General features: G+C 73.1%; 16 protein-coding genes. 5 read left to right on the top strand and 11 right to left on the bottom strand.

From position 1 onward, the window contains the following. Positions 1-38: 38 nt before the first annotated feature. Positions 39-536, bottom strand: coding sequence for a transcription elongation factor GreA (greA, locus tag AB0F62_RS09780; RefSeq protein WP_361794580.1), 498 nt, complete (start codon positions 534-536; stop codon positions 39-41). Positions 537-715: 179 nt separating this feature from the next. Further along, complete coding sequence (locus AB0F62_RS09775) at positions 716-1126, bottom strand: DUF4307 domain-containing protein (protein WP_361794577.1); 411 nt, start codon at positions 1124-1126, stop codon at positions 716-718. Positions 1127-1233: 107 nt separating this feature from the next. Here AB0F62_RS09775 and mca point away from each other — a divergent pair, with 107 nt between their 5' ends. After that, complete coding sequence (gene mca, locus AB0F62_RS09770; protein WP_361794963.1) at positions 1234-2106, top strand: mycothiol conjugate amidase Mca; 873 nt, start codon at positions 1234-1236, stop codon at positions 2104-2106. Between the two features lie 4 nt (positions 2107-2110). Next, a complete protein-coding gene (locus AB0F62_RS09765; protein WP_361794574.1) occupies positions 2111-2383 on the top strand; it encodes a hypothetical protein in 273 nt (90 codons plus the stop codon). A 44-nt stretch (positions 2384-2427) separates the two neighbouring features. On the opposite strand, the gene AB0F62_RS09760 is transcribed toward AB0F62_RS09765, so the two are convergent. Together AB0F62_RS09760 and AB0F62_RS09755 are read right to left on the bottom strand one after the other, a co-directional pair. Beyond that, positions 2428-2748 carry a hypothetical protein gene (locus AB0F62_RS09760; protein ID WP_361794571.1) on the bottom strand — a complete coding sequence of 107 codons (321 nt, stop codon included), beginning with the start codon at positions 2746-2748 and terminating at the stop codon, positions 2428-2430. Positions 2749-2831: 83 nt separating this feature from the next. After that, the gene (locus tag AB0F62_RS09755) at positions 2832-6011 is read right to left on the bottom strand and encodes a tetratricopeptide repeat protein (RefSeq protein ID WP_361794568.1); all 3180 of its coding nucleotides are present in this window, start codon (positions 6009-6011) and stop codon (positions 2832-2834) included. 241 nt (positions 6012-6252) lie between these two features. Here AB0F62_RS09755 and AB0F62_RS09750 point away from each other — a divergent pair, with 241 nt between their 5' ends. Continuing rightward, positions 6253-9627 carry a S8 family serine peptidase gene (locus tag AB0F62_RS09750; RefSeq protein ID WP_361794565.1) on the top strand — a complete coding sequence of 1125 codons (3375 nt, stop codon included), beginning with the start codon at positions 6253-6255 and terminating at the stop codon, positions 9625-9627. Between the two features lie 97 nt (positions 9628-9724). On the opposite strand, the gene AB0F62_RS09745 is transcribed toward AB0F62_RS09750, so the two are convergent. Further along, positions 9725-10723 (bottom strand): helix-turn-helix domain-containing protein, encoded by a 999-nt coding sequence (locus tag AB0F62_RS09745; RefSeq protein WP_361794562.1) that lies wholly within the window; start codon positions 10721-10723, stop codon positions 9725-9727. A gap of 170 nt (positions 10724-10893) precedes the next feature. Between AB0F62_RS09745 and AB0F62_RS09740 the strand changes: the two genes are divergently transcribed. Further along, complete coding sequence (locus tag AB0F62_RS09740; protein ID WP_361794559.1) at positions 10894-12924, top strand: thioredoxin domain-containing protein; 2031 nt, start codon at positions 10894-10896, stop codon at positions 12922-12924. Positions 12925-13707: 783 nt separating this feature from the next. Here AB0F62_RS09740 and AB0F62_RS09735 read toward each other — a convergent pair. From AB0F62_RS09735 to AB0F62_RS09725, 3 genes are all read right to left on the bottom strand, one after another. Further along, positions 13708-14328 (bottom strand): TetR family transcriptional regulator, encoded by a 621-nt coding sequence (locus tag AB0F62_RS09735; RefSeq protein ID WP_361794556.1) that lies wholly within the window; start codon positions 14326-14328, stop codon positions 13708-13710. A gap of 5 nt (positions 14329-14333) precedes the next feature. Beyond that, on the bottom strand, positions 14334-15875 hold the full coding sequence (locus AB0F62_RS09730) for an MFS transporter (protein WP_361794553.1): 1542 nt from the start codon (positions 15873-15875) through the stop codon (positions 14334-14336). Positions 15876-16023: 148 nt separating this feature from the next. Then, positions 16024-16725 (bottom strand): hemolysin III family protein, encoded by a 702-nt coding sequence (locus AB0F62_RS09725; protein ID WP_361794550.1) that lies wholly within the window; start codon positions 16723-16725, stop codon positions 16024-16026. 253 nt (positions 16726-16978) lie between these two features. Here AB0F62_RS09725 and AB0F62_RS09720 point away from each other — a divergent pair, with 253 nt between their 5' ends. After that, the gene (locus AB0F62_RS09720) at positions 16979-18790 is read left to right on the top strand and encodes a phosphoenolpyruvate carboxykinase (GTP) (protein ID WP_361794547.1); all 1812 of its coding nucleotides are present in this window, start codon (positions 16979-16981) and stop codon (positions 18788-18790) included. A 191-nt stretch (positions 18791-18981) separates the two neighbouring features. On the opposite strand, the gene AB0F62_RS09715 is transcribed toward AB0F62_RS09720, so the two are convergent. From AB0F62_RS09715 to AB0F62_RS09705, 3 genes are all read right to left on the bottom strand, one after another. Further along, positions 18982-19383, bottom strand: a complete 402-nt coding sequence (locus AB0F62_RS09715; protein ID WP_361794544.1) for a hypothetical protein — start codon at positions 19381-19383, stop codon at positions 18982-18984. Positions 19384-19465: 82 nt separating this feature from the next. After that, positions 19466-20677, bottom strand: coding sequence for a pyridoxal phosphate-dependent aminotransferase (locus AB0F62_RS09710; protein ID WP_361794541.1), 1212 nt, complete (start codon positions 20675-20677; stop codon positions 19466-19468). Between the two features lie 76 nt (positions 20678-20753). Continuing rightward, positions 20754-22319, bottom strand: a complete 1566-nt coding sequence (locus AB0F62_RS09705) for a D-aminoacylase (protein WP_361794539.1) — start codon at positions 22317-22319, stop codon at positions 20754-20756. Positions 22320-23084: the final 765 nt, after the last annotated feature.

Below are 23084 nucleotides of genomic sequence, written 5' to 3'. Positions count from 1 at the left end.
CCTTCCGGCCGGGGGCTCGTTCGCGCGAAGGGGCGGCGTCAGCCGCTGTGCGGCTTGGCGTCGAGGATCTTCACCGACGCCTTCTTGCCGTTGGGGAGCTCGTAGGTCGCGTCGTCGCCGACCTTCTTGCCGTTCACACCCGAGCCCAGCGGGGACTGCGGCGAGTAGGTCTCCAGGTCCGACGACACATACTCACGGGAGCCGAGCAGGAACGTCAGGGTGTCGTCCGGGTCGCCGTCGAAGGCGATCGTCACGACCATGCCGGGGGCGACCACGCCGTTGTCCGCCGGGGCCTCGCCCACCTTGGCGTGCTGCAGGAGCTGCGTCAGCTGGCGGATCCGGAGCTCCAGCTTGCCCTGGTCCTCGCGTGCCGCGTGGTAACCGGCGTTCTCCTTGAGATCGCCTTCCTGGCGGGCTTCCTCGATCTTGGCGACGATCTCGGCGCGTGCGGGACCCGACAGGTGCTCCAGCTCGGCCTTGAGCTGGTCGTACGCCTCCTGGGTCAGCCAGGTGACGTTCTCGCTGGTCTGGGTCACAGGTGCTCCTCGTCGTACTCGAACTCGCTTGCTTACAAATGAACGCCCTACCCAGAAAGATGCGTCTTCGCGGGAGGGCGAAACCACGAGCGTAACAATTCGCGCCGACAATCGGCGAGAGGAAAATTATCAAGAAGCCATAAACCCAGGTCAGGCGCCGATTGGCCGGGCAGGTCGGATCACTCGGCGGGCTGGCAGCCGACCAGTTCCGCGGAAGTGCCGCGACTGGTGGTGCGAATGGTGACGACGGTGTCGATGCGACTGCTGTGCTGATTGAGGCGAACATCCTTGCGGCCGACCTCGCCGTGGTCCTCGGCGAGCGAACGCAGGGTGCACACCGCCGGGACCCCCGCGTCCTTGCGCACCTCGATGTGGACCTGGACCTCCTGGTCGGAGGCGACCTGGAACTTGATCACCTCGGCGCTGACCTCGGTGCCGGTGAGCTTGTCCCAGGCGATCCAGCCGATGAAGACCAGCAGGACCACGGCGAGCGCGGCGCCGATGCCCCGCAGTCTGCGGTCCGTGCGCGCGTCGTCGCCGGCACCCCGCCCGTACCGTCCCTCGGGCAGTCCGTCGCGCACCGCGCTCATGAATCAGTCCTCCCGGGGCCCGGGGAATCCCGCCTTGGAATCAAACAGCCCCTCGCTTCGGTCACTATAGAAGCCGCTACTCACGACCCATGACTGAGGATCCGACCTTGACCGAGCAGCTGCGGCTGATGGCCGTGCACGCACACCCCGACGACGAGTCCAGCAAGGGCGCGGCCACGATGGCCCGGTACGTCTCCGAGGGCGTCGACGTCCTGGTCGCCACCTGCACCGGGGGCGAGCGCGGTTCCGTGCTCAACCCCAAGCTGCAGGGCGACAAGTACATCGAGGAGCACATCCACGAGGTCCGCGCCAAGGAGATGGACGAGGCGCGCGAGATCCTCGGCGTCCAGCAGTCCTGGCTCGGCTACGTCGACTCCGGACTTCCCGAGGGCGACCCGCTGCCCCCGCTGCCCGAGGGTTGCTTCGCCCTCCAGGACGTGGACGAGGCCGCGGGCACGCTGGTCAGGCTGATCCGCGAGTTCCGCCCGCACGTGATCATCACGTACGACGAGAACGGCGGGTACCCCCACCCCGACCACATCATGACCCACAAGATCTCGATGGTCGCCTTCGAGGCGGCCGGCGACCCCGAGCGCTACCCCGAGGCCGGCGAGCCGTGGACGCCGCTGAAGCTCTACTACAACCAGGGGTTCAGCCGGCAGCGCACCCTCGCCCTGCACGAGGCGCTGCTCGCCCGCGGGCTGGAGTCGCCCTACGGGGAGTGGCTGGAGCGCTGGCAGACCGCCGACCGGCCGGAGCGCAACATCACCACGCACGTGCCCTGCTCGGACTTCTTCGAGATCCGGGACAAGGCGCTGCTGGCCCACGCGACCCAGATCGACCCCGACGGCGCCTGGTTCCACGTTCCGATGGAGCTGCAGAAGGAGGTCTGGCCCACCGAGGACTACGAGCTCGCGAAGTCCCGGGTGGACACCTCCCTCCCCGAGGACGACCTCTTCGCGGGCATCCGGGAGAATTGAGCGCGTGAACGCGACTCTCGGCACGGCCGCAGCCCAGCTCGTCCCTCTGGCCGTCAAGGACCTGGACCAGAACAAGGTGACGCCCGGCCTCCTCGGCTTCGTCATCTTCGCCCTCATCGGCCTCTCCCTGTGGTGGCTGATGAAGAACATGAACAAGCAGTTCAAGAAGATCGACTTCGAGGAGCAGCAGGAGCAGCCCGGGCAGCCGGGGGAGCCGGGGGAGCAGCTCACGGCCTCCGCCGGCTCCGGCGCCGAGGGCTCCGCCCGCAAGGGCTGAGGCACGCCGCGCACCCCTGCCCCGCGGCGGGGGTGCGGTGCCGCTCAGCCGGGCTCGGCGACGGACACCCGTGTGAAGAGCAGCGGGACGCCCTCGTCGTCGGACCGGGTGTACGAGGTCCGCACCGCGGCCACCCGCACGTCGTGGCCGTGGACGGCGACGTGCTCGCCCACCTCCGGGACGGGGAGCGCGCCGCTGGAGACGATCACGGCGAGGCCGTCCTCGTCGCCGGCGGGGCCGCCCGGCGGGTCCCACACGAAGGTGATCGTGTGCCGCACCGGGCTCTCGTGGTAGATGCTCGACTCGCGCGGCAGCGCCTGCTCCCGGTCGTGGATGGGCTGGAGCGCAGCGGGCAGCCGGTCCATGGTCTCGTCCTCTCGCGGTCGGTCCCCGTCGCGATTGTCGCCCGCGAGGCGCCCTGGAGCCGGTGACACGCTGGGCCGCCCCCTCAGCCCTCCACCGCCCGGTCCACCGGGACGGCCATCACCATCCGCGCACCCCGTGACGGCACCATGCCCAGCCGCCACGCCTCCCAGGGCGTGCCCGGCGCGACACCGCGCTCGAGCAGCAGGGCGTACGCCTCCGCGTACTCCTCCAGATCAGCGTCGCGGCCCTCGTACGCGTCCCCCGTCAGCCGGGAGAGCCGCTCGCGGGCCTCGGCGGCGCCCTCCGGCGAGAGCAGCGGCAGCAGCGTGCACTGCAGGAAGCGCGCCCAGTCCACACCGCGCCGGTCGTTCATGGAGGCGAAGAGCCGCTCCGCCTCCCGGACCAGCTCCAGGGCGGCCGGGACGCGGCCGTTGCCCGCGTCGATGACGGCGAGCTCCACACAGGACCAGCCCTCGCCGTGCGGAACCCCGATGCGGTGGAAGTCGGCGCGGGCGTCCTGCAGGAGCTGGCGGGCGAAGCCGCTGTTGCGCAGATTGCCGGTGAGCGCCGCCCGCTGGTCGCGGGTGACCCGGGCGGAGTGGTGGCGGGCGCAGGCCAGACCGTAGACGTCCCGCATCCGGCTGAACATGGTGCGGGAGCGCTCCAGGGCCCGCAGGGCCGCGTCCAGCTCCCCGCCCTCCTCCAGCGCCTGGCCGAGGTAGTACAGCGACCAGGCCTCGCCGCGGGCGTCCTCGCTGGCGCGGTGGCGCGCGAGCGCCTCGCGCAGCACCCGCTGGGCCGTGCCGGCGTCGCCGCGCAGCAGGCGGGCCCGGCCCAGCTGGGTGGCGGTCCACGCCTCGCCGCGCGGGTCGCGGGTGGCGGTGTAGCACTCGCCCGCGGCGCGCAGCTCCGCCTCACCGCGCTCCGCGTCGCCCAGCCGCAGCAGCAGCTGGCCCAGTTGCAGATGCGCCCAGGCCTCGCCGTGCACGCTCTCGCTCTCCCGGTGCAGCGCCAGGGACTCGGTCAGCAGCTCGCGCGCCTCCGCCAGCCGCCCGGCGTCGCGCAGCACCGCCGCCAGCGCGTGCTGCGTCCAGGCCCGGTCGGCCCGCAGCTCGTCGCCGGCCTGCAGCTCCAGGGCCTCGCGCAGCTTGGTCTCCGCCTCCCGCAGGCTCCCCTGCTGCTGCAGCGTGATGCCCAGGCTGCACAGGGCGCGGGCGGCACCCGCCGGGTGCTGGGCGTCGAAGTACAGGTCGACCACCGACGACAGCGTCGAGCGGGCCTTGTCCAGCTCGCCGAGCTGACGCGCGGCGATGCCGGTGCGCCACTGCACCGAGCGCACCAGGACCGACTGGTCCGCCTCCCGCCGGTGTCCCTGCGCCAGCTCGCTGATCTCGCCGAGCCGGTACAGGTCGCCGCGGAGCAGGCAGTAGTCGCACAGCGCGCCGAGCAGATGCTGCACCACCCGCTGGTCGACGCCGTCGGAGTGCCGCAGCGCCGCGGTGATGAAGCTGGACTCCTCGTCCAGCCAGCGCAGCGCCTGGTCCAGCGAGGGGAAGCCCTGGGGGCCGAACCGGTCGGCGCGGGTCGAGGTCCGGCCGTCGACCAGCCGGATGACCGCGTCCGCCAGCTCGGCGTAGCTGCGGATCAGCCGCTCCTGGGCGGCCGCCCGCTCGGCCGGGTCCTCCTCGTCCAGCAGGCGCGCGTGCGCGAAGCGCCGTACCAGGTCGTGCAGCCGGTAGCGGCTGCCGCGCACATGCTCGATGAGACCCGCCGAGGCCAGCTCGCCCAGCCGCCGTGAAGCCTCCTGCTCCTCCGTTCCCAGCAGGGCCGCGGCCGCCGCCGCGCCGAGGCTCGTCCGCCCGGCGAGCGCCAGCCTCCGCAGCAGCCGGCGTCCCGGCTCGGGCTGGTCGTGGTAGCGCAGTGCCAGCGTCCGGTCGACGGGGCCCACCGGGCCGTACGCCGCCAGGTCGGCCGCCAGCCGCCCGACGCCGCGCTCGGGGAGCGAACTGCCCGCGATCCGCAGCGCCAGCGGCAGCCCGCCGCACAGCCGGCGTACGGTGTCGGCGTCACCGGCGCCGTCCGCGGCCGGGACGGCGCCGGAGGAGAGGGCGGCCAGCAGCTCCCGGGACGCCTCCGCGCCCAGCGGGTCGACCGTCAGGGCGTAGACGCGGGCCGCCGGGATGTCCAGGTCGAGCGGTTCCTCCGAGGTGACCAGGACGAGGCTGTCGGAGCGCTCGGGGACCAGGGCGCCGATCTGCTCGGGCCCGGCGGCGTCGTCGAGGACGATGACCACGGGGACGTCGGTGAGGTGCTTCTGGTACTGGTCGGCCAGGCGCCGCAGATGCTGCTCCTGCGAGGTGCGCTCGCGGAACAGGAGCTGTTCGCGGGGCGCGCCCAGCCGGTTGAGCAGATGCAGCAGCGCGTCCCGGACGGGGAGCGGGCGTTCCCCGGGCGCGGCGCCGCGCAGGTCGACGACGCAGGCCCCGCGGAACTGGTCCTTGAGCTGCTGGGCGGCGCGCAGCGCGAGCGTGGTGCGCCCGGAACCGGCGGGTCCGTGCAGGACGACCACGACGGGCTCCGAGGCGGGGGAGACCCGCGCCTGGTGCACCCACTGGGCCATCTGCCGCAGATGCTCCCGGCGGCCGGTGAACGGCCCCTCTGTGACCGGAAGCTGGGCGAAGGACTGCTCCAGGACGCTGCGACCCCGAGCCGCGGCGCTGCGGTCGGTGCGGCGCTGGGCCGGCACCTTCGCGGAGGCCGGCGCGATCGGCGCGCTGCCGCGCCGGCGTTCCAGGAACGGCCGGACGCCGCGCCGCTCCACGGCCTCCAGCCAGGTCCGCCGCAGCTCCTGCGGACGTCCGGCGCCACCGCCGCCCGTGGTCAGCAGCGCCGTCACGGCGGCCCCGGCGAGGGCGACCACGCCGCCCACGCCCAGCGCCGTGCCCGGCGGAGTGCCCCAGCCGAGGTCCGCCACGCACGCCGCGACGGCGGCGACGGCGGTCACCAGCGCCGGGGTGCCCAGCGACGAGCGGCGGCCCGTGCGTTCCGCCGCCAGCGCGGCGGTGTACGCGGCGTACTCGGCCGCCGCCTCGCCCGCGATCTCGTCCAGCGCCGCCCGTCCCTGCCGCAGCGCCTCCTCCGCCTCCGCGGAGTGCCCGCCCGGCCGTTCGGCGGCGACGGCCCGTTCCAGCAGGCGTAACACCTCGGCCCGGTCGGACGTGCGCAGTTGCGTCTGCCGTTGCGGCGTCTGCTTCGTCACCACTGGCCCCCTCGGTAGCCGCCCGCCCCCAAGTGTCCTGCCGAACGCGCCACATCGCGACACCGCGTACGTTCCAAGACCCGCCGCCGGCCGGGCGCCGGCCGGGCGCCGACCGGGCCGGGCCCGCGGCTTCATGCCGTTTCGCGTCCTTTGCGGCTCCTGCGCCCTGGCGCAAAGGTGACTTGTCCTCTGACCGACAGCGGAAAGTGCTGACCTCCGCCGACGGCGCCGCCACGCTCCCCCCATGAGACAGATGAACAACAGGTGGCGGCCGAGGGTCGGGAGCCCTCGGCCGCAGTATGTGGCGGCCGTCGCCCTCGCGGCGGTGCTGGCGGGGCTGACCGCCACACCCGGCGTCGCCCAGGGCGGCGAGCGGTCCGGCTCGGCCGTGCAGGACAAGGCGGCGGGGTCCACCGGATCCACCCGGCACCATGTCACTCTGATCACGGGCGACCGCGTCACGCTGGAGACGGCCCCGTCGGGCGGGCAGAGCGTCTCGGTCGAACCGGCCGAAGGCCGCGAGCACATCACCTTCGTCAAGCGTCAGAACGGCTCCGACTGGACGGTCATACCCGTCGACGCGCTCCCGCTGATCGCGGCCGACCGCCTCGACAAGGCCCTGTTCAACGTCTCGGCCCTGGCCAAGGGCAAGTACGCCGAGGGGTCGAGGCTGCCGCTCATCGTCCAGTACGCGGGTGACGCCGGCACCGCCGAGCGCCGGCTCACCGCCGCCGGCGCCGACGGGGTCCGCACCATCCCCGGGACCCCCTTCGCGACCCTCGGTCAGGACCGCAAGGACGCCGCGGGGTTCTGGAAGGACATCGCCCCCGCCGAGGCGGGCGCCAGGTCCTTCGGCGCGGGCATCCGCCGGGTCTGGCTCGACGGCCGCTCCACGGTCCGGCTCGACCGGACGGTGCCGCACATCGGGGCGCCCCAGGCCTGGGCGAAGGGCTACAAGGGCGACGGCGTCAAGGTCGCGGTGCTCGACACCGGCTACGACCCGAACCACCCGGACCTCAAGGGTCTCATCGAGGAGTCCGCGAACTTCACCGCCGAGGCGGACACCGACGACCTGCACGGCCACGGCACCCACGTCACCTCGACGGTCGCCGGTTCCGGCGCGGCCTCCGACGGCCGGTTCAAGGGTGTCGCGCCCGGTGCGCGGATCCTGTCGGGCAAGGTCTGCGACTCGCGCGGCTCCTGCGACAACTCCGACATCCTCGAAGGCATGGCCTGGGCCGCCGAGCGCGGGGCCAAGGTGATCAGCCTCAGCCTGGGCGACACCGACACCCCGGAGACCGACGCCCTCGAGGCCATGGTCGAGACCGTCACCCGCGACCACGGCGTCCTGGTCGTGGCCGCGGCCGGCAACAGCGGTCCCGGCAAGGTCGGTTCCCCCGCCTCCGCCGACCGCGCGCTGGCCGTCGGCGCCACCGACCTCGACGACGAACTCGCCCCCTTCAGCTCGATCGGCCCGCGGGTGGGCGACTTCGGCCTCAAGCCCGACCTCGTCGCCCCCGGTGTCGGCGTCGTCGCCGCCCGCGCGGGCGGGACGACCGCCGAGGACGGCTACACCGCGATGGACGGCACCTCGATGGCGACCCCGCACGTCGCCGGTGCCGCCGCCATCCTCTTCCAGCAGCACCCCGACTGGACGCCCGAGCAGGTCAAGCGGCAGCTGATGCAGTCGACGGCGGCCGGCAAGGAGCGCGGCGCGTACTTCCAGGGCGCGGGCCGGGTCGACGTCGCCCGCGCGGTCGGCCAGCAGGTCACCGCCGAGACCACCGGACTGGACTACGGGCAGATCCGCTGGTCCGACGGCCCGCGGCCGCCGGTGAAGAAGACGATCACCTATCGCAACCCGGGCAGCGCGCCGGTCACTCTCGGCCTGTCCCTCAACGTCTCCCACGGCGCGGGCAAGCCCGCGCCGGAGGGTCTGTTCCGCCTCGGCGCCGACAAGGTCACCGTGCCCGCGCACGGCACCGCGGACGTGACCGTCACCGCGACCCCGGAGACCGCCACGACGTACGCGGCCTACAGCGGCGTGGTCATCGCGGCCACCGCCGACCAGGCCGTCTCGGTGCGCGTTCCGGTCGGCATGGACGTCGAGCAGCCCTCGCACAGCCTCCGCATCAGCGTGAAGGACCGGGCGGGCAAGGCCCCCGCCCACGCCTACCTGACCGTCAGCTCGGCCGACGGCGAGGCCCGTGAGGTGGAGCTGCACGGCACGTCCGGCACCGAGCTGCGGGTACCGCGCGACGGCAGGACCTACTCCGTGAACGGCTTCCTCTTCGACGCCGAGTACACCGAGGCCACCGTGGTCGGCGCCCCGAAGATCGTGATGAGCACCGACCGGGACGTCGCCATCGACGCCCGGAAGGCGAAGCCCGTGAACGTCTCGGCCCCGAGCCGCGCGGCCCGCATCAAGTACGCCGAGATCGGCACCATCGGCCTGGACGGGGACCTGTTCTCCGTCCCCGTGAACGACGCGGTCGGCGGCGACCGCATCGAGAACGTGTACGCCGTCCCGACGGCGACGGCCAAGGACTCGGCGTTCACCTACCTGGTCAGCACCATCTGGGTCGATCCCGCGGGCACCGACGGGAACCCCTCCTCGGTCTACTACCTCACCCGGCCGGTGCGCGGGGCGATCCCCGCCGATCCCGGCTACCGCCCCCGCACGTCGCAGCTGGCCACGGTGAACTCCACCCTCGCCGCCACCGGGCCGGACACCACCGCTTACCGCAGCGTGTGGCTGAGCCTCGGCAAGTTCCGCTGGGTCCACGGGATGGACGGACTCCCGCTCCCGAACCGGCGGGTCGACTACTTCTCGCCCTCCGAGGACCTGCGCTGGCAGAGCGTGTTCGAGCAGAACTTCTTCACCGATCCCGACGCCCACGGGCAGAGCTTCCTCAGCCGCCTGCACAGCTACAAGGCCGGAAGCTTCGAGGAGCGCTGGAACCAGGGCGTCCAGGGTTCGGGCTTCGCCCCCGAGGGGATGAACACCTTCCGCGAGGGCGACACCATGCTGTTCGCGATCCAGGACGCCGCCAACGGTAACCTCGACGTGGTGGCCGGCACGACGACCAGCAGCAGGCCCACGTGGGAGCTGCGACGCAACGGTGAAGTCGTCTCGACGACCCGGGGTTACGCCACGGTGCCGGCCGACACCACCCCCGCCGAGTACGTCGCGACGTTCGAGCAGGAGCGCGACCTGGCCCCCGGCTCCATCTCCACGACCCTGCGGTCCGAGTGGCGGTTCCGGTCGCAGACCACGGCGACCCGTCAGGCGCTGCCGCTGTCCGCGGTGCTCATGTCGCCCCGGCTGGACGAGTGGAACCGGGCCAAGGCCGGATGCCGGTTCGACATCCCGACCCTGATCCAGCGTCCGGTCGGCGCGGCCGAGTCGCCCATCCGCACCTTCACCGCCGAGGTCTCCTACGACGAGGGCAGGACCTGGCACTCGGCCAAGGTCAAGGGCTCCGGGATGCAGCGCACGGTGACCGTGGACCACCCGCGCCGCTCCTCGGGCGGTTCGGTCAGCCTCCGCACCTACGTCAAGGACGCGGCGGGCAACTCCTTCAAGCAGACCGTGATCAAGGCCTACCTGCTCAAGTAGCCGGTGCCCGCGGTGCCGGGCCCGCCGGATCCGTCCGGCGGGCCCGTCCGTCTTCCCGCCTCCGCCGGCCCTTCGCGCCGCCGCCGTCTCCGGCGTCTCAGAGCCAGTTGCGGCGGGCCGCGTGCCAGCCCAGCTGCATGCGGGTGGCGACGCCCGCGAGGCTCATCAGGCCCTGGATGCGCCGCTGGACGGTGCGTTTGCTCACGCGCAGTTGACCGGCGATGGCCTCGTCGGTCATCCCGGCCACCATCAGCGAGAGCAGGTGCTGGTCCTCCGCGACCGGGGCCGCCGGATCCTCGGGGCCCGCCCCGCCGATCTGCCCCTCCTCCGTCACCCGGAGCGGAGCGCCGACCTCCCAGTAGTGCTGGAACAGGTCGATGAGCGCCTCCAGCAGACTGCTCTCCCGCACCACCGCCGTCTTGAGCTCCCGGGGACCGGCGGGCGTGCCGGTGGGGGAGAGCGGAAGGAGGGCCAGCGAACGGTCGGCCACCGCCATCCGCAGCGGCAGCCGGGGTACCGCGCGGGCGACCTCGCCGGCCCGCACTCCCTTGACCACGTTGTCGACCGCGCCGGGATCGTCGAAGTAGGCCTGCTCGTACAGGACGCGGTAGGGCACGCCCCGGCCCAGCGCGTCGTACTCCTCCTGGTTGCTGCCCGCGGGCATGGCGACATACCGGGCCTTGCAGAACCACAGCATCTCGTGGCGGGCGCCGTCCTGGAGCTGCCGCAGGCGCTGCCGCAGCGCGGCCGCGCCGCTGATGATCTCGATCGCCTCACCGGCTCCCCAGGAGCGCGCGCTGCGGCGGTAGGTCTCCACCAGACCGAGCACGACCGCCCGGTCCTGCTCCAGGGCCTCGGCATGGCGCTGGAGCCGCGGCACGAGGGCGACCTCCGGCGGTATCACCGCGAACGAGCCGGGACTCTCCTCCACCGCGTACGCCAGTCCCTTGGCCTCCAGCGCGAGCAGCAGACGCCGGACCGCCCGGGGGTCGAGGTCCGTACGCCCGCAGAGCGCCTCGGCGGATGCCGACTCGGCGACGAGCAGCAGCCGGTACACCTCGGCCTCGGCGGCCGTGAGACCCACCGTCTCCAGCATGTTGCCTCTCCCCTCACCGTCCGGCGGTCGATTCCACCAGGCACGACGTGCCGCCGACAACGTCCGTTGCCATGGGCAACCTGCGGGCGCCGTGACGGGGCGGGTCGGCGCGGGGTGCCGGGCCCGCCGGGGACGCGCGGCGGCGGGGCGCGATATGTGAGGCTGGGGGCATGGCCAATCGACTGAGCGGTTCCACGTCCCCGTACCTGCTGCAGCACGCCGAGAACCCCGTGCACTGGTGGCCGTGGGGCGAGGAGGCCTTCGCGGAGGCGCGGGAGCGCGGGGTGCCGGTGCTGCTCAGCGTGGGGTACAGCAGCTGCCACTGGTGCCATGTCATGGCCGGGGAGTCCTTCGAGGACGAGGCGACCGCGGCGTACCTCAACGAGCACTTCGTCTCGGTGAAGGTGGACCGCGAGGAACGGCCGGACGTCGACGCCGTCTACATGGAGGCCGTGCAGGCGGCGACCGGCCGGGGCGGCTGGCCGATGACGGTCTTCCTGACGCCCGCGGGCGAGCCGTTCTACTTCGGCACCTACTTCCCGCCCGCCCCGCGGCACGGCATGCCCTCGTTCCGCCAGGTGCTGGAGGGCGTCGAGGCGGCCTGGCGCGAGCGGCGCGACGAGGTCGGGGCGGTCGCCGCGAGCATCGTGAAGGACCTGGGCGGACGGTCGTTGGACCTCGGCGGGACAGCCGTCCCGGGGGAGGAGCAGCTCGCGGCGGCGCTGCTGGGACTGACCCGGGACTACGACCCGTCCTACGGGGGATTCGGCGGGGCGCCCAAGTTCCCGCCGTCCATGGCCCTGGAGTTCCTGCTGCGGCACCACGCCCGCACCGGTTCCGAGGGCGCGCTCCAGATGGCCGCCGACACCTGCGAGGCGATGGCCCGCGGCGGCATCTACGACCAGCTCGGCGGGGGCTTCGCGCGCTACTCCGTGGACCGGAAGTGGGTGGTGCCGCACTTCGAGAAGATGCTTTACGACAACGCCCTGCTCTGCCGGCTCTACGCCCATCTGTGGCGCGCCACCGGCTCCGACCTGGCCCGCCGGGTGGCCCTGGAGACCGCCGACTTCCTCGTCCGCGAGCTGCGCACCCACGAGGGCGGCTTCGCCTCCGCACTCGACGCCGACAGCGACAAGCCGGACGGCGGCCACGGCGAGGGGGCCTTCTACGTCTGGACCCCGGCGGAGCTGGAGGACGTGCTCGGCAAGGCGGACGCGGCCCTGGCCGCTGAGTACTTCGGGGTGACCGAGGACGGCACCTTCGAGGAGGGCGCCTCCGTGCTCCAACTCCCCGCCGACGGAGGGCTGGTGGACGCGGAGCGGATCGCCTCGGTGCGCGAGCGGCTGTTCGCCGCCCGGGAGGGGCGGCCCCGCCCCGGCCGGGACGACAAGGTCGTCGCCGCCTGGAACGGTCTGGCGATCGCCGCGCTGGCCGAGACCGGCGCGTACTTCGAGCGGCCCGATCTCGTCGCGGCCGCCGTGGAGGCCGCGGACCTGCTGGTGCGGGTCCACATGGACGAGCACGGCCGGCTCGCCCGGACCTCGCGGGACGGAGCGGTCGGCGGCAACGCCGGCGTGCTGGAGGACTACGCGGACGTCGCGGAGGGCTTCCTCGCGCTCACCGCGGTGACCGGCGAGGGCGTCTGGCTGGACTTCGCGGGGCTGCTGCTCGACTCCGTGCTGCGGCACTTCACCGGGGAGGGCGGCGCGCTCTACGACACCGCGGACGACGCGGAGGCGCTCATCCGCCGGCCGCAGGATCCGACCGACAACGCGGCTCCCTCGGGCTGGACGGCCGCGGCCGGCGCGCTGCTGTCGTACGCCGCGTTCACCGGTTCGGCCCGGCACCGCGAGGCCGCCGAGCAGGCGCTGGGCGTCGTGGGCGCGCTGGCGGGCCGGGTGCCGCGGTTCATCGGCTGGGGCCTGGCGGTCGCCGAGGCGGCGCTCGACGGGCCCCGCGAGGTCGCCGTGGTGGGCCCGGCCGGCGACGCGGCGACAGTCGCGCTGCACCGCACCGCGCTGCTGGGCACCGCCCCGGGCGCGGTGGTCGCCGCGGGCGAACCCGGCACCGGCGAGTACGCCCTCCTGGCCGACCGCCCGCTGCTCGACGGCCGCCCGGCGGCCTATGTCTGCCGCCACTTCGTGTGCGCGGCGCCGACCGCCGACCCGGAGGCGCTCGGGGAGCAACTCGGCGCGCGCTGAGGTCCTGGCGCTTGCCGCGGTGTGAACGGGTGCCGTTGCGGGGCCGGTTCGCGTTCCGGCGGCGAGTCGCGTCCTGTTGTGGTGGTGCGCCGCCGCGCGGCGCCCGGTGGGTGGTGCGCCTGGGGCCCCGCCTGGATCGGCCGTGTGCGCGGCGCCGACCGTCGATCCGGAGGCGCTCGGGGAGCAACTCGGCGCGCGCTGAGGTCCCGGCGTCTGCCGCGGTGTGAACGGGTGCCGTTGCGGGGCCGGTTCGCGTCCCGGGGGCGAGTCGCGTCCTGTTGTGGTGGTGCGCCGCCGCGCGGCGCCCGGTGGGTGGTGTGTCTCGGGCCCCGCCTGGATCGGCCGTGTGCGCGGCGCCGACCGCCGATCCGGAGGCGCTCGGGGAGCAGGTTCGCGTGCTGGCGGCGAGTCGCGTCCTGTTCTGGTGGTGCGGCGCCGCGCGGCGCCCGGTGGGTGGGGTGCCTGGGGCCCCGCCTGGATCGGCCGCTGTGGCGCCAGACCGGGTGCGGGCGGCCGCGGCGCCGGTGGCCCGGGTCGCCGCGGACGGCGAGGGGTCCCGCGGGTGGTGTGGGCGATCCGCCGTGCGATCGACTCCGGCCCGATCCGCCGTCCGCGCTCCGTCCCCGGGGATTTCCCGGGCGACCGGCACCGACTCCGGCGCCCGCCCGGCGAGTTCACCGCGGCCGGGCCGCCGCCTCCCCGGCTGCCCCGGCCGTGCGGACCCGGGGGGATCTCCGCCTCATGGCGCACCGTGATCGGGGGGCTCCCATCGGCGGCCGGGGGCTAGGTCCCCGACGGGACCTGACCGCAGAGGTTGGCGGCGAGCAGTTCCAGCGAGCGGTCCAGGACGGCGGAGAGGTCCTCGGCGCCGTCGGAGTCGAGCCACTGGAAGATCGCCTCGGACCACGCCCCGATCAGCGCGCCGACGACGACCCGGATCTCGAAGTCGTCGTCGGGGCGGCCGAGACGCTCGGCCGTGACGGAGGCCAGCAGCCGGCTGGACTCCTGGATGTTCTCGCCCATGCGGGCGCGGACGGCCGGCACCGACCGCACCAGCCGCAGCCGCTGCCGCATCTCCTCGTACTCGGCTTCGTCGGCGAGCATCTCCCGCAGCGGCCCCAGCAGCGCGTGGCGCAGGGACGTGACGATGGGCTCCCGCACCGGGCGGGCGCGCAGCGCGGCCACCATCACGGGGTCGTACTCGTCGGTGAGGACGATGTCCTCCTTGGTGGGGAAGTAGCGGAAGACCGTACTGGCCGAGACCTCGGCCGCGTCCGCGATCTGCTCGACGGTGGTGCCGTCGTAGCCCTGCGCCTGGAAGAGCCGGTAGGCCGCGCGGCGGATGGCCCGCCGGGTCCGGATCTTCTTGCGCTCGCGGAGGCCGGGTCTGATCGGTGCGGTCACGCCCGTCATTGTCCTGCATCGGCGGGGGACGGGGCCATCCGAGGGGCGCCGGGGACCTCCTTCGCGGCGCGTGCGTCGGGCAGGAAGAGCGCGGTCAGCACGGCCGCCGCCAGCGAGGCCGCGGCGCAGACGAGGAGCGCCACGTCCATGCCGTGGACGTACGCCGCGTCGGCGGAGGCGGCCAGTGCCGGGTCGCCCAGCGCGGCGGCGACCGCGTGCGCGGCGCCCACGGACCCCGCGGCGGTGTCGGCGGCGGCCGCCGGCAGGCCCGTGGTGTCGAGGCGGGCGGTGTACGCGCCGGCGAGCACGCCGCCCAGGACCGCGACGCCGATGGCACCGCCGGTCTGCCGCAGGGTCATCAGCAGCCCGGAGCCGCTGCCCGCACGCTCCCTCGGCAGTGCGCCCAGCGCGGCGTCCATGGCCGGGATCATCGCGAAACCGAAGGCGAAGCCGGTGACGGACAGCCACAGCGCGGTCGTGCCGTAGCCGTCGTGGACGCCGGTGCGGCTGCCGAGTGCCGCCGCCGCGGTGAGCAGGAGCAGCCCCGCCGTCACCACCGGACGCGGCCCGAAGCGGGCGACCAGCGGCGCGCTGCCCCGGGCGGCGACGAGCAGGCCGCCCATCAGCGGCAGCAGCCGTACGCCGGTGCCCAGGGCGTCGTTGCCGAGCACGGCCTGCAGATACTGCGGGAGGACGAAGAGCAGCCCGGTGAGGATGAAGGTCACCAGTGTCGCGGCGACCGCGTTCCACAGGAAGTTCCGCCGCCGCAGCAGGCCGAGGTCGAGCATGGGCCGCTCCAGCCGGCGTTCACGGAGCACCAGCCCGGTCAGCAGCGCGACGGACGCGAACAGCGTCGGCAGCACGAGCGGGTCGCCCCAGCCCCGGCGGGGTGCCTCGATGATGCCGAAGACCAGGGCGCCGAGCCCGGCCACCGCGAGGACGGTGCTCGGCGGGTCGACGCGGGGCGTGGCGGGGTCGCTGGTCTCGGGCAGCAGGAACAGGCAGGCGGCGATGCCGAGGACGACCAGCGGGACGTTCACCACGAAGATCGAGCCCCACCAGAAGTGGTCGAGCAGGGTGCCGCCGATGATCGGCCCGAGCGGCATGCCGAGCGCCATGGCGGCGGTGACCGCGCCGACCGCCTTGGACCGCTCCTCGGGCCCGAACAGCGAGGGCAGGACGGACAGGGCGAGCGGCATGACGAACGCGGCGCCCAGACCCATCACCGTACGGGCGGCGACGACCGGCCCCGGACTGCCCACCAGGGCGCCGAGCACCGAGCCGGCGAGGAAGACGCCGAGCCCGGCGACGAGCATCCGGCGCCGTCCCCAGCGGTCGCCCAGCAGGCCCGCGGGGAGCATCGAGGCGGCGAAGACCACCGTGTAGCCGTCGACGATCCACTGCTGGTCGCCGGTGTCCGCGCCCAGCTCGGCGGCCATGGTCGGCAGCGCCACGTTGAGGATCGTCATGTCGAACCCGAGCACGAGCATGCTCGCGACCAGGGCGCCGAGGGCCCACCAGCGCCGGGGGTCGGGCGTCGCCGTCATGGACGTCTCCTTGGGCAGCACGGACAGCAGTCGAAAGTCACCGCCAAATGACAGTGACTCTCAAAAAAGAGTAGCCGTCGATCCGGGCATGCGAAAGCCCCGCGGACCGCCGTCGCGGTCCGCGGGGCCGAGGCCCGTTCGGAGGGGGCTACGCGTGGTTGTAGGCCACCAGTGAGATGCCGACGTAGTGGACGATGAACGCGGCGAGCGTGAACGAGTGGAAGACCTCGTGGAAGCCGAAGAACCGGGGTGAGGGGTTGGGGCGCTTGGTCCCGTAGATCACCGCGCCGATGCTGTACAGCAGCCCGCCGACGACGATCAGGACGAGTACGGCCATGCCGCCGTGCCGCAGGAAGTCGGGCAGGAAGAAGACCGCCGCCCAGCCGAGCGCGATGTAGCAGGGGGTGTAGAGCCAGCGCGGCGCGCCGACCCACAGGACCCGGAAGGCGATGCCCGCCAGCGCCCCCGCCCACACCAGCCAGAGCAGGACCTCCTGCTTGCCGTCGGGCAGCAGGAGGAGGGTGAACGGGGTGTACGTGCCCGCGATGATCAGGAAGATGTTCGCGTGGTCCAGCCGGCGCAGCACCGCCGAGGCGCGCGGCCCCCAGTTCCCGCGGTGGTAGAGCGCGCTCGTGCCGAACAGCGCGCACGCGGTCAGGGTGAACACGGCGCAGGCGATACGCCCGCGGGTGCTCTCGGCGAAGGCGGTCAGGGCCACCCCCGCGACCAGGACGGCCGGGAACATCCCGGCATGCAGCCACCCCCTCAGCTTGGGCTTGAGTGGGGCGGCGGCGGACGCGATGTCTTCAAGGGAGGGCGGCACAACGGGAGTCTCGTCCACGGAGTCCATGAGGTCAATGCTACCTACGGTTCCGTAGGTTACCGAATCGTAGTTTTCGGTGTCGCCCGGCGTTGGGAGTGGCGATGCTCACCCCACGCGCCCTGGACAGATCGCGTTTCCTGTCCTGATACTCATATGAGTGCGGACGGCACCGGATGAGCACCCACGACAGCAGCATCCGGGTCGCAGCCCCCAAGGGGCCGACAACACACCCTCGGAATCTGACGCCAGGTGAGTGCACACCGGGCGGAACGGAGCGATCGTGGCGCGCGTCAATGCGGCTCCCACCAATCACCAGGACCTGATCGCATGGGTCGGCGAGATCGCCGAACTGACCCAGCCGGACGAGGTCGTGTGGTGCGACGGCTCCGAGGAGGAGTACCAGCGCCTCGCGGACGAGCTCGTCTCCAAAGGCACCTTCAGGAAGCTCGACCCGATCAAGCGCCCCAACTCGTACTACGCCGCCTCCGACCCGACCGACGTCGCTCGTGTCGAAGACCGCACCTTCATCTGCTCCGAGCAGGAGCAGGACGCCGGCCCGACCAACCACTGGAAGGCCCCCGCCGAGATGCGGGAGATCTTCAGCGGTGACAAGGGTCTGTTCCGCGGCGCCATGCGCGGCCGCACCATGTACGTCGTCCCGTTCTGCATGGGCCCGCTCGGCTCGGAGCTGTCCGCGATCGGCGTGGAGATCACCGACTCCGCGTACGTCGCCACCGCCATGCGGACGATGACGCGCATGGGCCAGGACGTGCTCGACGAGCTCGGCGAGGACGGCTTCTTCGTCAAGGCCGTGCACTCCGTCGGCGCCCCGCTGGAGTCCGGCCAGGAGGACGTTCCATGGCCGTGCAACTCCACCAAGTACATCTCGCACTTCCCCGAGACCCGTGAGATCTGGTCCTTCGGCTCCGGCTACGGCGGCAACGCCCTGCTCGGCAAGAAGTGCTACGCCCTGCGCATAGCCTCCGTCATGGCCCGCGACGAGGGCTGGCTGGCCGAGCACATGCTCGTCCTCAAGCTCACCCCGCCGCGGGGCGAGGCCAAGTACGTCGCCGCCGCCTTCCCGAGCGCCTGCGGCAAGACCAACCTCGCCATGCTGGAGCCGACGATCCCCGGCTGGACCGTGGAGACCATCGGCGACGACATCGCCTGGATGCGTTTCGGCGAGGACGGCCGCCTCTACGCGATCAACCCCGAGGCCGGTTTCTTCGGCGTCGCGCCGGGCACCGGCGAGCACACCAACGCCAACGCGATGAAGACCCTGTGGGGCAACTCGGTCTTCACCAACGTCGCCCTCACCGACGACAACGACGTCTGGTGGGAGGGCATGACCGAGGAGCTCCCGGCCCACCTCACGGACTGGAAGGGCAACTCCTGGACGCCGGAGTCCGGGACCCCGGCCGCCCACCCCAACGCCCGCTTCACCGTTCCCGCCGCGCAGTGCCCGACCATCGCGCCGGAGTGGGAGGACCCCAAGGGCGTGCCGATCTCGGCGATCCTCTTCGGCGGCCGCCGCGCCTCGGCCGTGCCGCTGGTGACCGAGTCCTTCGACTGGCAGCACGGTGTCTTCCTCGGCGCCAACGTCGCCTCCGAGAAGACCGCCGCCGCCGAGGGCAAGGTCGGCGAGCTGCGCCGCGACCCCTTCGCCATGCTGCCGTTCTGCGGTTACAACATGGGCGACTACTTCGGCCACTGGGTCGGACTCGGCAAGGGGCACGACGCGGCGAAGCTGCCGAAGATCTACTACGTGAACTGGTTCCGCAAGGACGCGGCCGGCCGGTTCGTGTGGCCGGGCTTCGGCGAGAACAGCCGCGTGCTGAAGTGGATCGTCGAGCGCCTCAACGGCCAGGCCGAGGGTGTCGAGACCCCGATCGGCGTCCTGCCGGCCGAGGGCTCCCTCGACACGACCGGTCTGGACATCTCCCGGGAGGACCTCGACCTGCTGCTCTCGGTCGACGTCGACACCTGGCGGCACGAGGCCTCGCTCATCCCGTCCCACCTGGAGACCTTCGGCGACCACACGCCGAAGGAGCTGTGGGACGAGTACCGCGCGCTGGTGCAGCGGCTGGGCTGAGGCCCCCTCCGGATCCGGGCGGCCCGACCCTTCCCGCGCGTGCGGCGCGGGCGGGCGGCCCGGTGGTGGGCATGGCCCTGCCGTGGGGACCCCGACCCTGACCCTCGCCCCGCGGGCGGGCCTCGCCGACCCTCACAGCCGAGGGCCGGGACCGGACGCACGAAATCCGGTCCCGGCCCTCGGGCTGTCTCTCAGGCGGCCGCGGTGTGGACCGCGATGTGGCGCTCCGCGAGCGCCGCGGCCTCCGCGTTCTGGCGTGACTCGGCGACCACCAGGGCCCGGCCGGCGAGCGCGCGCGCCCTCCGGTGGAGGGCCGCGACGAGCGCGGCCTCCGTGGACCCGCGTCCGGCGGGAGCCGGGGCGAGCCGCAGCGGGGGATGCCCGTGGTGCAGGCCCGTCACGGCCTCGGCGAGCTGCTCCGCGGCACGGTCGAGCTCCGGGCTGGACTCCAGGGCCCGCAGCTCGTCGGTGACGGTCAGCAGTGCGGCGAGGTGACCGGCGAGCTGGAGGTCCAGCTCCTCGTCACGACTGCGTCGCGGAAGGGTGGGCGCCACCGTCGTATGGACCGATTTGGTGCGGATCGGCTCGTACATGGATGCACTCCTCCTGCAATCAGGAGTACATCCTACCTTGGACTGTGTCCAAGAAGGGAGGCTTTCGAAGTATTGGCCCCGGCTACGGCTGCCCGTAGCCGTCGAGGAAGCGCCCGATCCGGCCCACCGCGTCCGCGAGGTCCTCCTTCGCGGGCAGCGTGACCAGCCGGAAGTGATCCGGTTCCGGCCAGTTGAAACCGGTGCCCTGCACCACCAGGATCCGTTCGGCCCGCAGCAGGTCCAGCACCATCTGCTGGTCGTCCTTGACCTTGTAGACCTTGGGGTCCAGTCGCGGGAACGCGTACAGCGCGCCCTTCGGGCGCACGCAGGTGACCCCGGGGATCTGCGTCAGCAGCTCGTACGCCACGTCCCGCTGCTCGGCCAGCCGGCCGCCCGGCAGCACCAGGTCCTTGATCGACTGGCGGCCGCCCAGGGCGGTGGCCACCGCGTGCTGCGCCGGGACGTTGGCGCACAGGCGCATGTTCGCCAGGATCGTCAGGCCCTCGAGATAGCTGGTCGCGTGCTCCTTCGGGCCGCACACCGCGAGCCAGCCGCTGCGGTAGCCGGCCACCCGGTAGGCCTTCGACAGGCCGTTGAAGGTGAGCGTCAGCAGGTCGGGGGCGATCGCGGCCGTCGGGGTGTGGGTCACCCCGTCGTAGAGGATCTTGTCGTAGATCTCGTCCGAGCAGACGATCAGGTTGTGCCGGCGGGCGATGTCGGTCAGCTCCCGCAGCAGCTCGTCGTCGTAGACCGCGCCCGTCGGGTTGTTCGGGTTGATGATCACCAGGGCCTTGGTGCGATCGGTGATCTTCCGCTCGATGTCGGCGAGGTCCGGGTACCAGTCGGACTGCTCGTCGCAGCGGTAGTGCACGGGGGTGCCGCCCGAGAGCGAGACCGCCGCGGTCCACAGGGGGTAGTCCGGGGCCGGGATCAGCACCTCGTCGCCGTCGTCCAGCAGCGCCTGCATCGCCATCTGGATCAGCTCGGACACGCCGTTGCCGAGGTAGATGTCCTCGACGTCCAGGTCGATGCCCTTGGTCTGGTAGTGCTGCATCACCGCGCGGCGCGCCGGGAGGATGCCCTTGGAGTCGCCGTAGCCGTGCGCGCCGCCGAGGCTGCGCAGCATGTCCTCCAGGATCTCCGGCGGGCACTCGAACCCGAACGCCGCGGGGTTGCCGGTGTTCAGCTTCAGGATGCGGTGACCTGCCGCCTCCAGCCGCATGGCCTCCTCCAGCACCGGGCCGCGGATGTCGTAGCAGACATTGGAGAGCTTCGTGGACTGGATCACCTGCATGTCCGTGAGCTTACGGCCACGTACCGCGGATCGCCCCGTGTTCTTGGCCACGTATGCGCCGAATGATGACGTGCCGCTACCCGCGGCGCCCGCGCTCGTTACGCACCGAACGCCCCGCCAGGACGTCCGTCCGGCGGCCGTCCTCGATGACGAACCGCCCGTCGACGAGCACGTACGGGATGCCCGTGGGAAGTGCCCGGGGCCGCTCGTACGTCGCCCCCGCGGCGACCGTCGCCGGGTCGAACAGCACCAGGTCGGCGCGGTACCCCTCGCGGACCAGACCGCGGTCGGGCAGCCGAAGCCGGGCGGCGGGGCGGCCGGTGAGGTGCGCGACGCACTCCTGCAGGGTGAGCACGCCGAGTTCGCGGACGTAGCGGCCCAGGTAGTGCGGGAAGGTGCCGTAGGCGCGGGGGTGCGGCTTCTCGCCGACGAGCAGGCCGTCACTGCCGCCGGTGTGGACGCGATGCCGCATGATCGTCCGGACGTTCTCCTCGTGGCCGACGTGCTGGAGGATCGTCGTGCCCAGGCGGTCCTCCAGCAGCAGCCGGCGGGCCGTCGCGAAGTCCGCGAGCCGGCGCCCGACATGGCCGGCCAGCGCGGGCTCGCGCACCCCGGAGACCTCGATCGACCGCCACTCCACGGGCACCCCGTGACAGCCGTCCGACCCCTCCACCTCCATCGCGTGCCGGATGCGTTCCGCCTGCGCGTCGTCGCGCAGCCGGGCCAGGGTCGCCTCGGGGCCGCCCTCGGTCGCCCAGCTCGGCAGGGTCGCCGCGAGAGTCGTGGCGCCCGGGAGGTAGGGATACGTGTCGAGGGTGACGTCGGCCCCCGCGGCGAGCGCCTCGTCCAGCAGCGCCAGCAGCGCGGGCGCGCGGCCCGCGTTGACGCCGAAGTTCATCGTGGCGTGCGCGAGGTGCAGGGCGCAGCCCGCCTCCCGTGCCACCGCGATCATCTCCGCATAGGCCTCCAGCGCCCCGGCGCCGTAACTGCGGTGGTGCGGGCAGTAGTAGCCGCCGTGGGCGGCCACGACCCGGCACAGCTCGGTCAGTTCGGCGCCGGAGGCGTACATCCCGGGGGTGTACGTCAGCCCGGACGACATCCCCACGGCCCCCTGTGCCAGGCCCTCGGCGACCAGCTCACGCATGCGGTCCAGCTCCGCCGGGGTCGCCGGGCGGTCCTCCCAGCCGACCGCCAGCATCCGCACGGTGCCCTGCGGGACCAGGTACGCGGCGTTCACGGCGATGCCCCGGTCCAGGCGCTCCAGGTACTCGCCGACGCTGCGCCAGTCGTACTCCAGCCCCTCGGGGTCGCCGTTCCACCCCGCGAGCTGGCTGCGCAACCCGGCGAGCGTGGCGTCGTCCACGGGGGCGTACGACAGCCCGTCCTGGCCCAGCACCTCCAGGGTCACGCCCTGCGCCGCCTTCGCCTCGTGCGCGGGGTCGGTGAGCAGGGCCAGGTCACTGTGGGCGTGCATGTCGATGAAGCCGGGGGAGAGGACGAGCCCCGTCGCGTCGATCGTGCGGCGCGCGGTGCGCGCGGTGCCGATTTCCGTGATGCGGCCGTTCGCGATGTGGACGTCCGCCCTGTACGGGGGGCCTGCGGCGCCGTCCACGATGGTCGCGTTGCGGATGGCGAGGTCCATGCGGGCCGCTCCTTTGTGCGGGTGGGTTTGTGTTGGGGCCGGTGGTTGTGTGCGGGCCGTTTGTGGTTGCGGTTGGGCTTTTTCCCCGCCCGCCCGCCCGATTGCCCGGCGCGGTCAGGTGCCGCGTCGCTGCGTGTGGGGGTGGGCCGGGTGCGGGGCCTCCGGGGCTGGGCATTCTGGACGCATATTTACGTGCGTGGCGGGCACTTTGCCTGGTCGTCCCGGGTGCCGCACACAAATACGCCCAGTGTCCAGAACGCCCACCCCTCCGACCCCGCCCCCTCCGTCTCGTAGCGCGCCTGATCCCCGGAGGGGGGTAAGGGGGCGGTCCGGGGTCACCGCAAGCACCCAACTCACTCCCACCGGGTCAGGCGCCCCAAGGGGGTACCGCCCAGCGGTGGCTGGGGGACGCAGGCGGTGAGGAGGCGGTCCGGGGGCGCCGCGCATGCTTCCTGAACCCGACCGGGTCAGGCGTCCCACGGGAGGCGCCTCCCAGCGGTAGCTGGGGAAGGGCGGGGTGAGGAAGCGGTTCGGGGTTGCGGCCGGTGCCCAACCGAACCCCCCTCCGGCCGTCGTGCGCGTCAACGACCGGAGGGGGTGTGGCGGGGTGCTCCCCCTGGCCGAAGGCTGGGGGAGACGAGCGGCGGACCCGGCGCCGAATGATGTGGGGGTAAACCGCGAGCGTTGGTGGGGGTACCCCCGGCCGGAGGCTGGGGGAGTGCGCCGGCGCGGCACCGACCCCAGGCACACGGTGCGCGGCCCGCA

This window comes from Streptomyces sp. NPDC026673 (assembly GCF_040638135.1).
GTDB lineage: Bacteria > Actinomycetota > Actinomycetes > Streptomycetales > Streptomycetaceae > Actinacidiphila.
Note: the sequence above shows the minus strand (reverse complement) of the source record. Positions and strands in the feature narration are given on the sequence as shown.

Bases quoted from the DNA above. Each gene is read 5' to 3' on its own strand.
- AB0F62_RS09775 (WP_361794577.1), bottom strand. From the start codon at position 1,126: ATGAGCGCGGTGCGCGACGGACTGCCCGAGGGACGGTACGGGCGGGGT.
- AB0F62_RS09760 (WP_361794571.1), bottom strand. From the start codon at position 2,748: ATGGACCGGCTGCCCGCTGCGCTCCAGCCCATCCACGACCGGGAGCAG.
- AB0F62_RS09750 (WP_361794565.1), top strand. From the start codon at position 6,253: ATGAGACAGATGAACAACAGGTGGCGGCCGAGGGTCGGGAGCCCTCGG.
- AB0F62_RS09745 (WP_361794562.1), bottom strand. From the start codon at position 10,723: ATGCTGGAGACGGTGGGTCTCACGGCCGCCGAGGCCGAGGTGTACCGG.
- AB0F62_RS09740 (WP_361794559.1), top strand. From the start codon at position 10,894: ATGGCCAATCGACTGAGCGGTTCCACGTCCCCGTACCTGCTGCAGCAC.
- AB0F62_RS09730 (WP_361794553.1), bottom strand. From the start codon at position 15,875: ATGACGGCGACGCCCGACCCCCGGCGCTGGTGGGCCCTCGGCGCCCTG.
- AB0F62_RS09725 (WP_361794550.1), bottom strand. From the start codon at position 16,725: ATGGACTCCGTGGACGAGACTCCCGTTGTGCCGCCCTCCCTTGAAGAC.
- AB0F62_RS09715 (WP_361794544.1), bottom strand. From the start codon at position 19,383: ATGTACGAGCCGATCCGCACCAAATCGGTCCATACGACGGTGGCGCCC.
- AB0F62_RS09710 (WP_361794541.1), bottom strand. From the start codon at position 20,677: ATGCAGGTGATCCAGTCCACGAAGCTCTCCAATGTCTGCTACGACATC.
- AB0F62_RS09705 (WP_361794539.1), bottom strand. From the start codon at position 22,319: ATGGACCTCGCCATCCGCAACGCGACCATCGTGGACGGCGCCGCAGGC.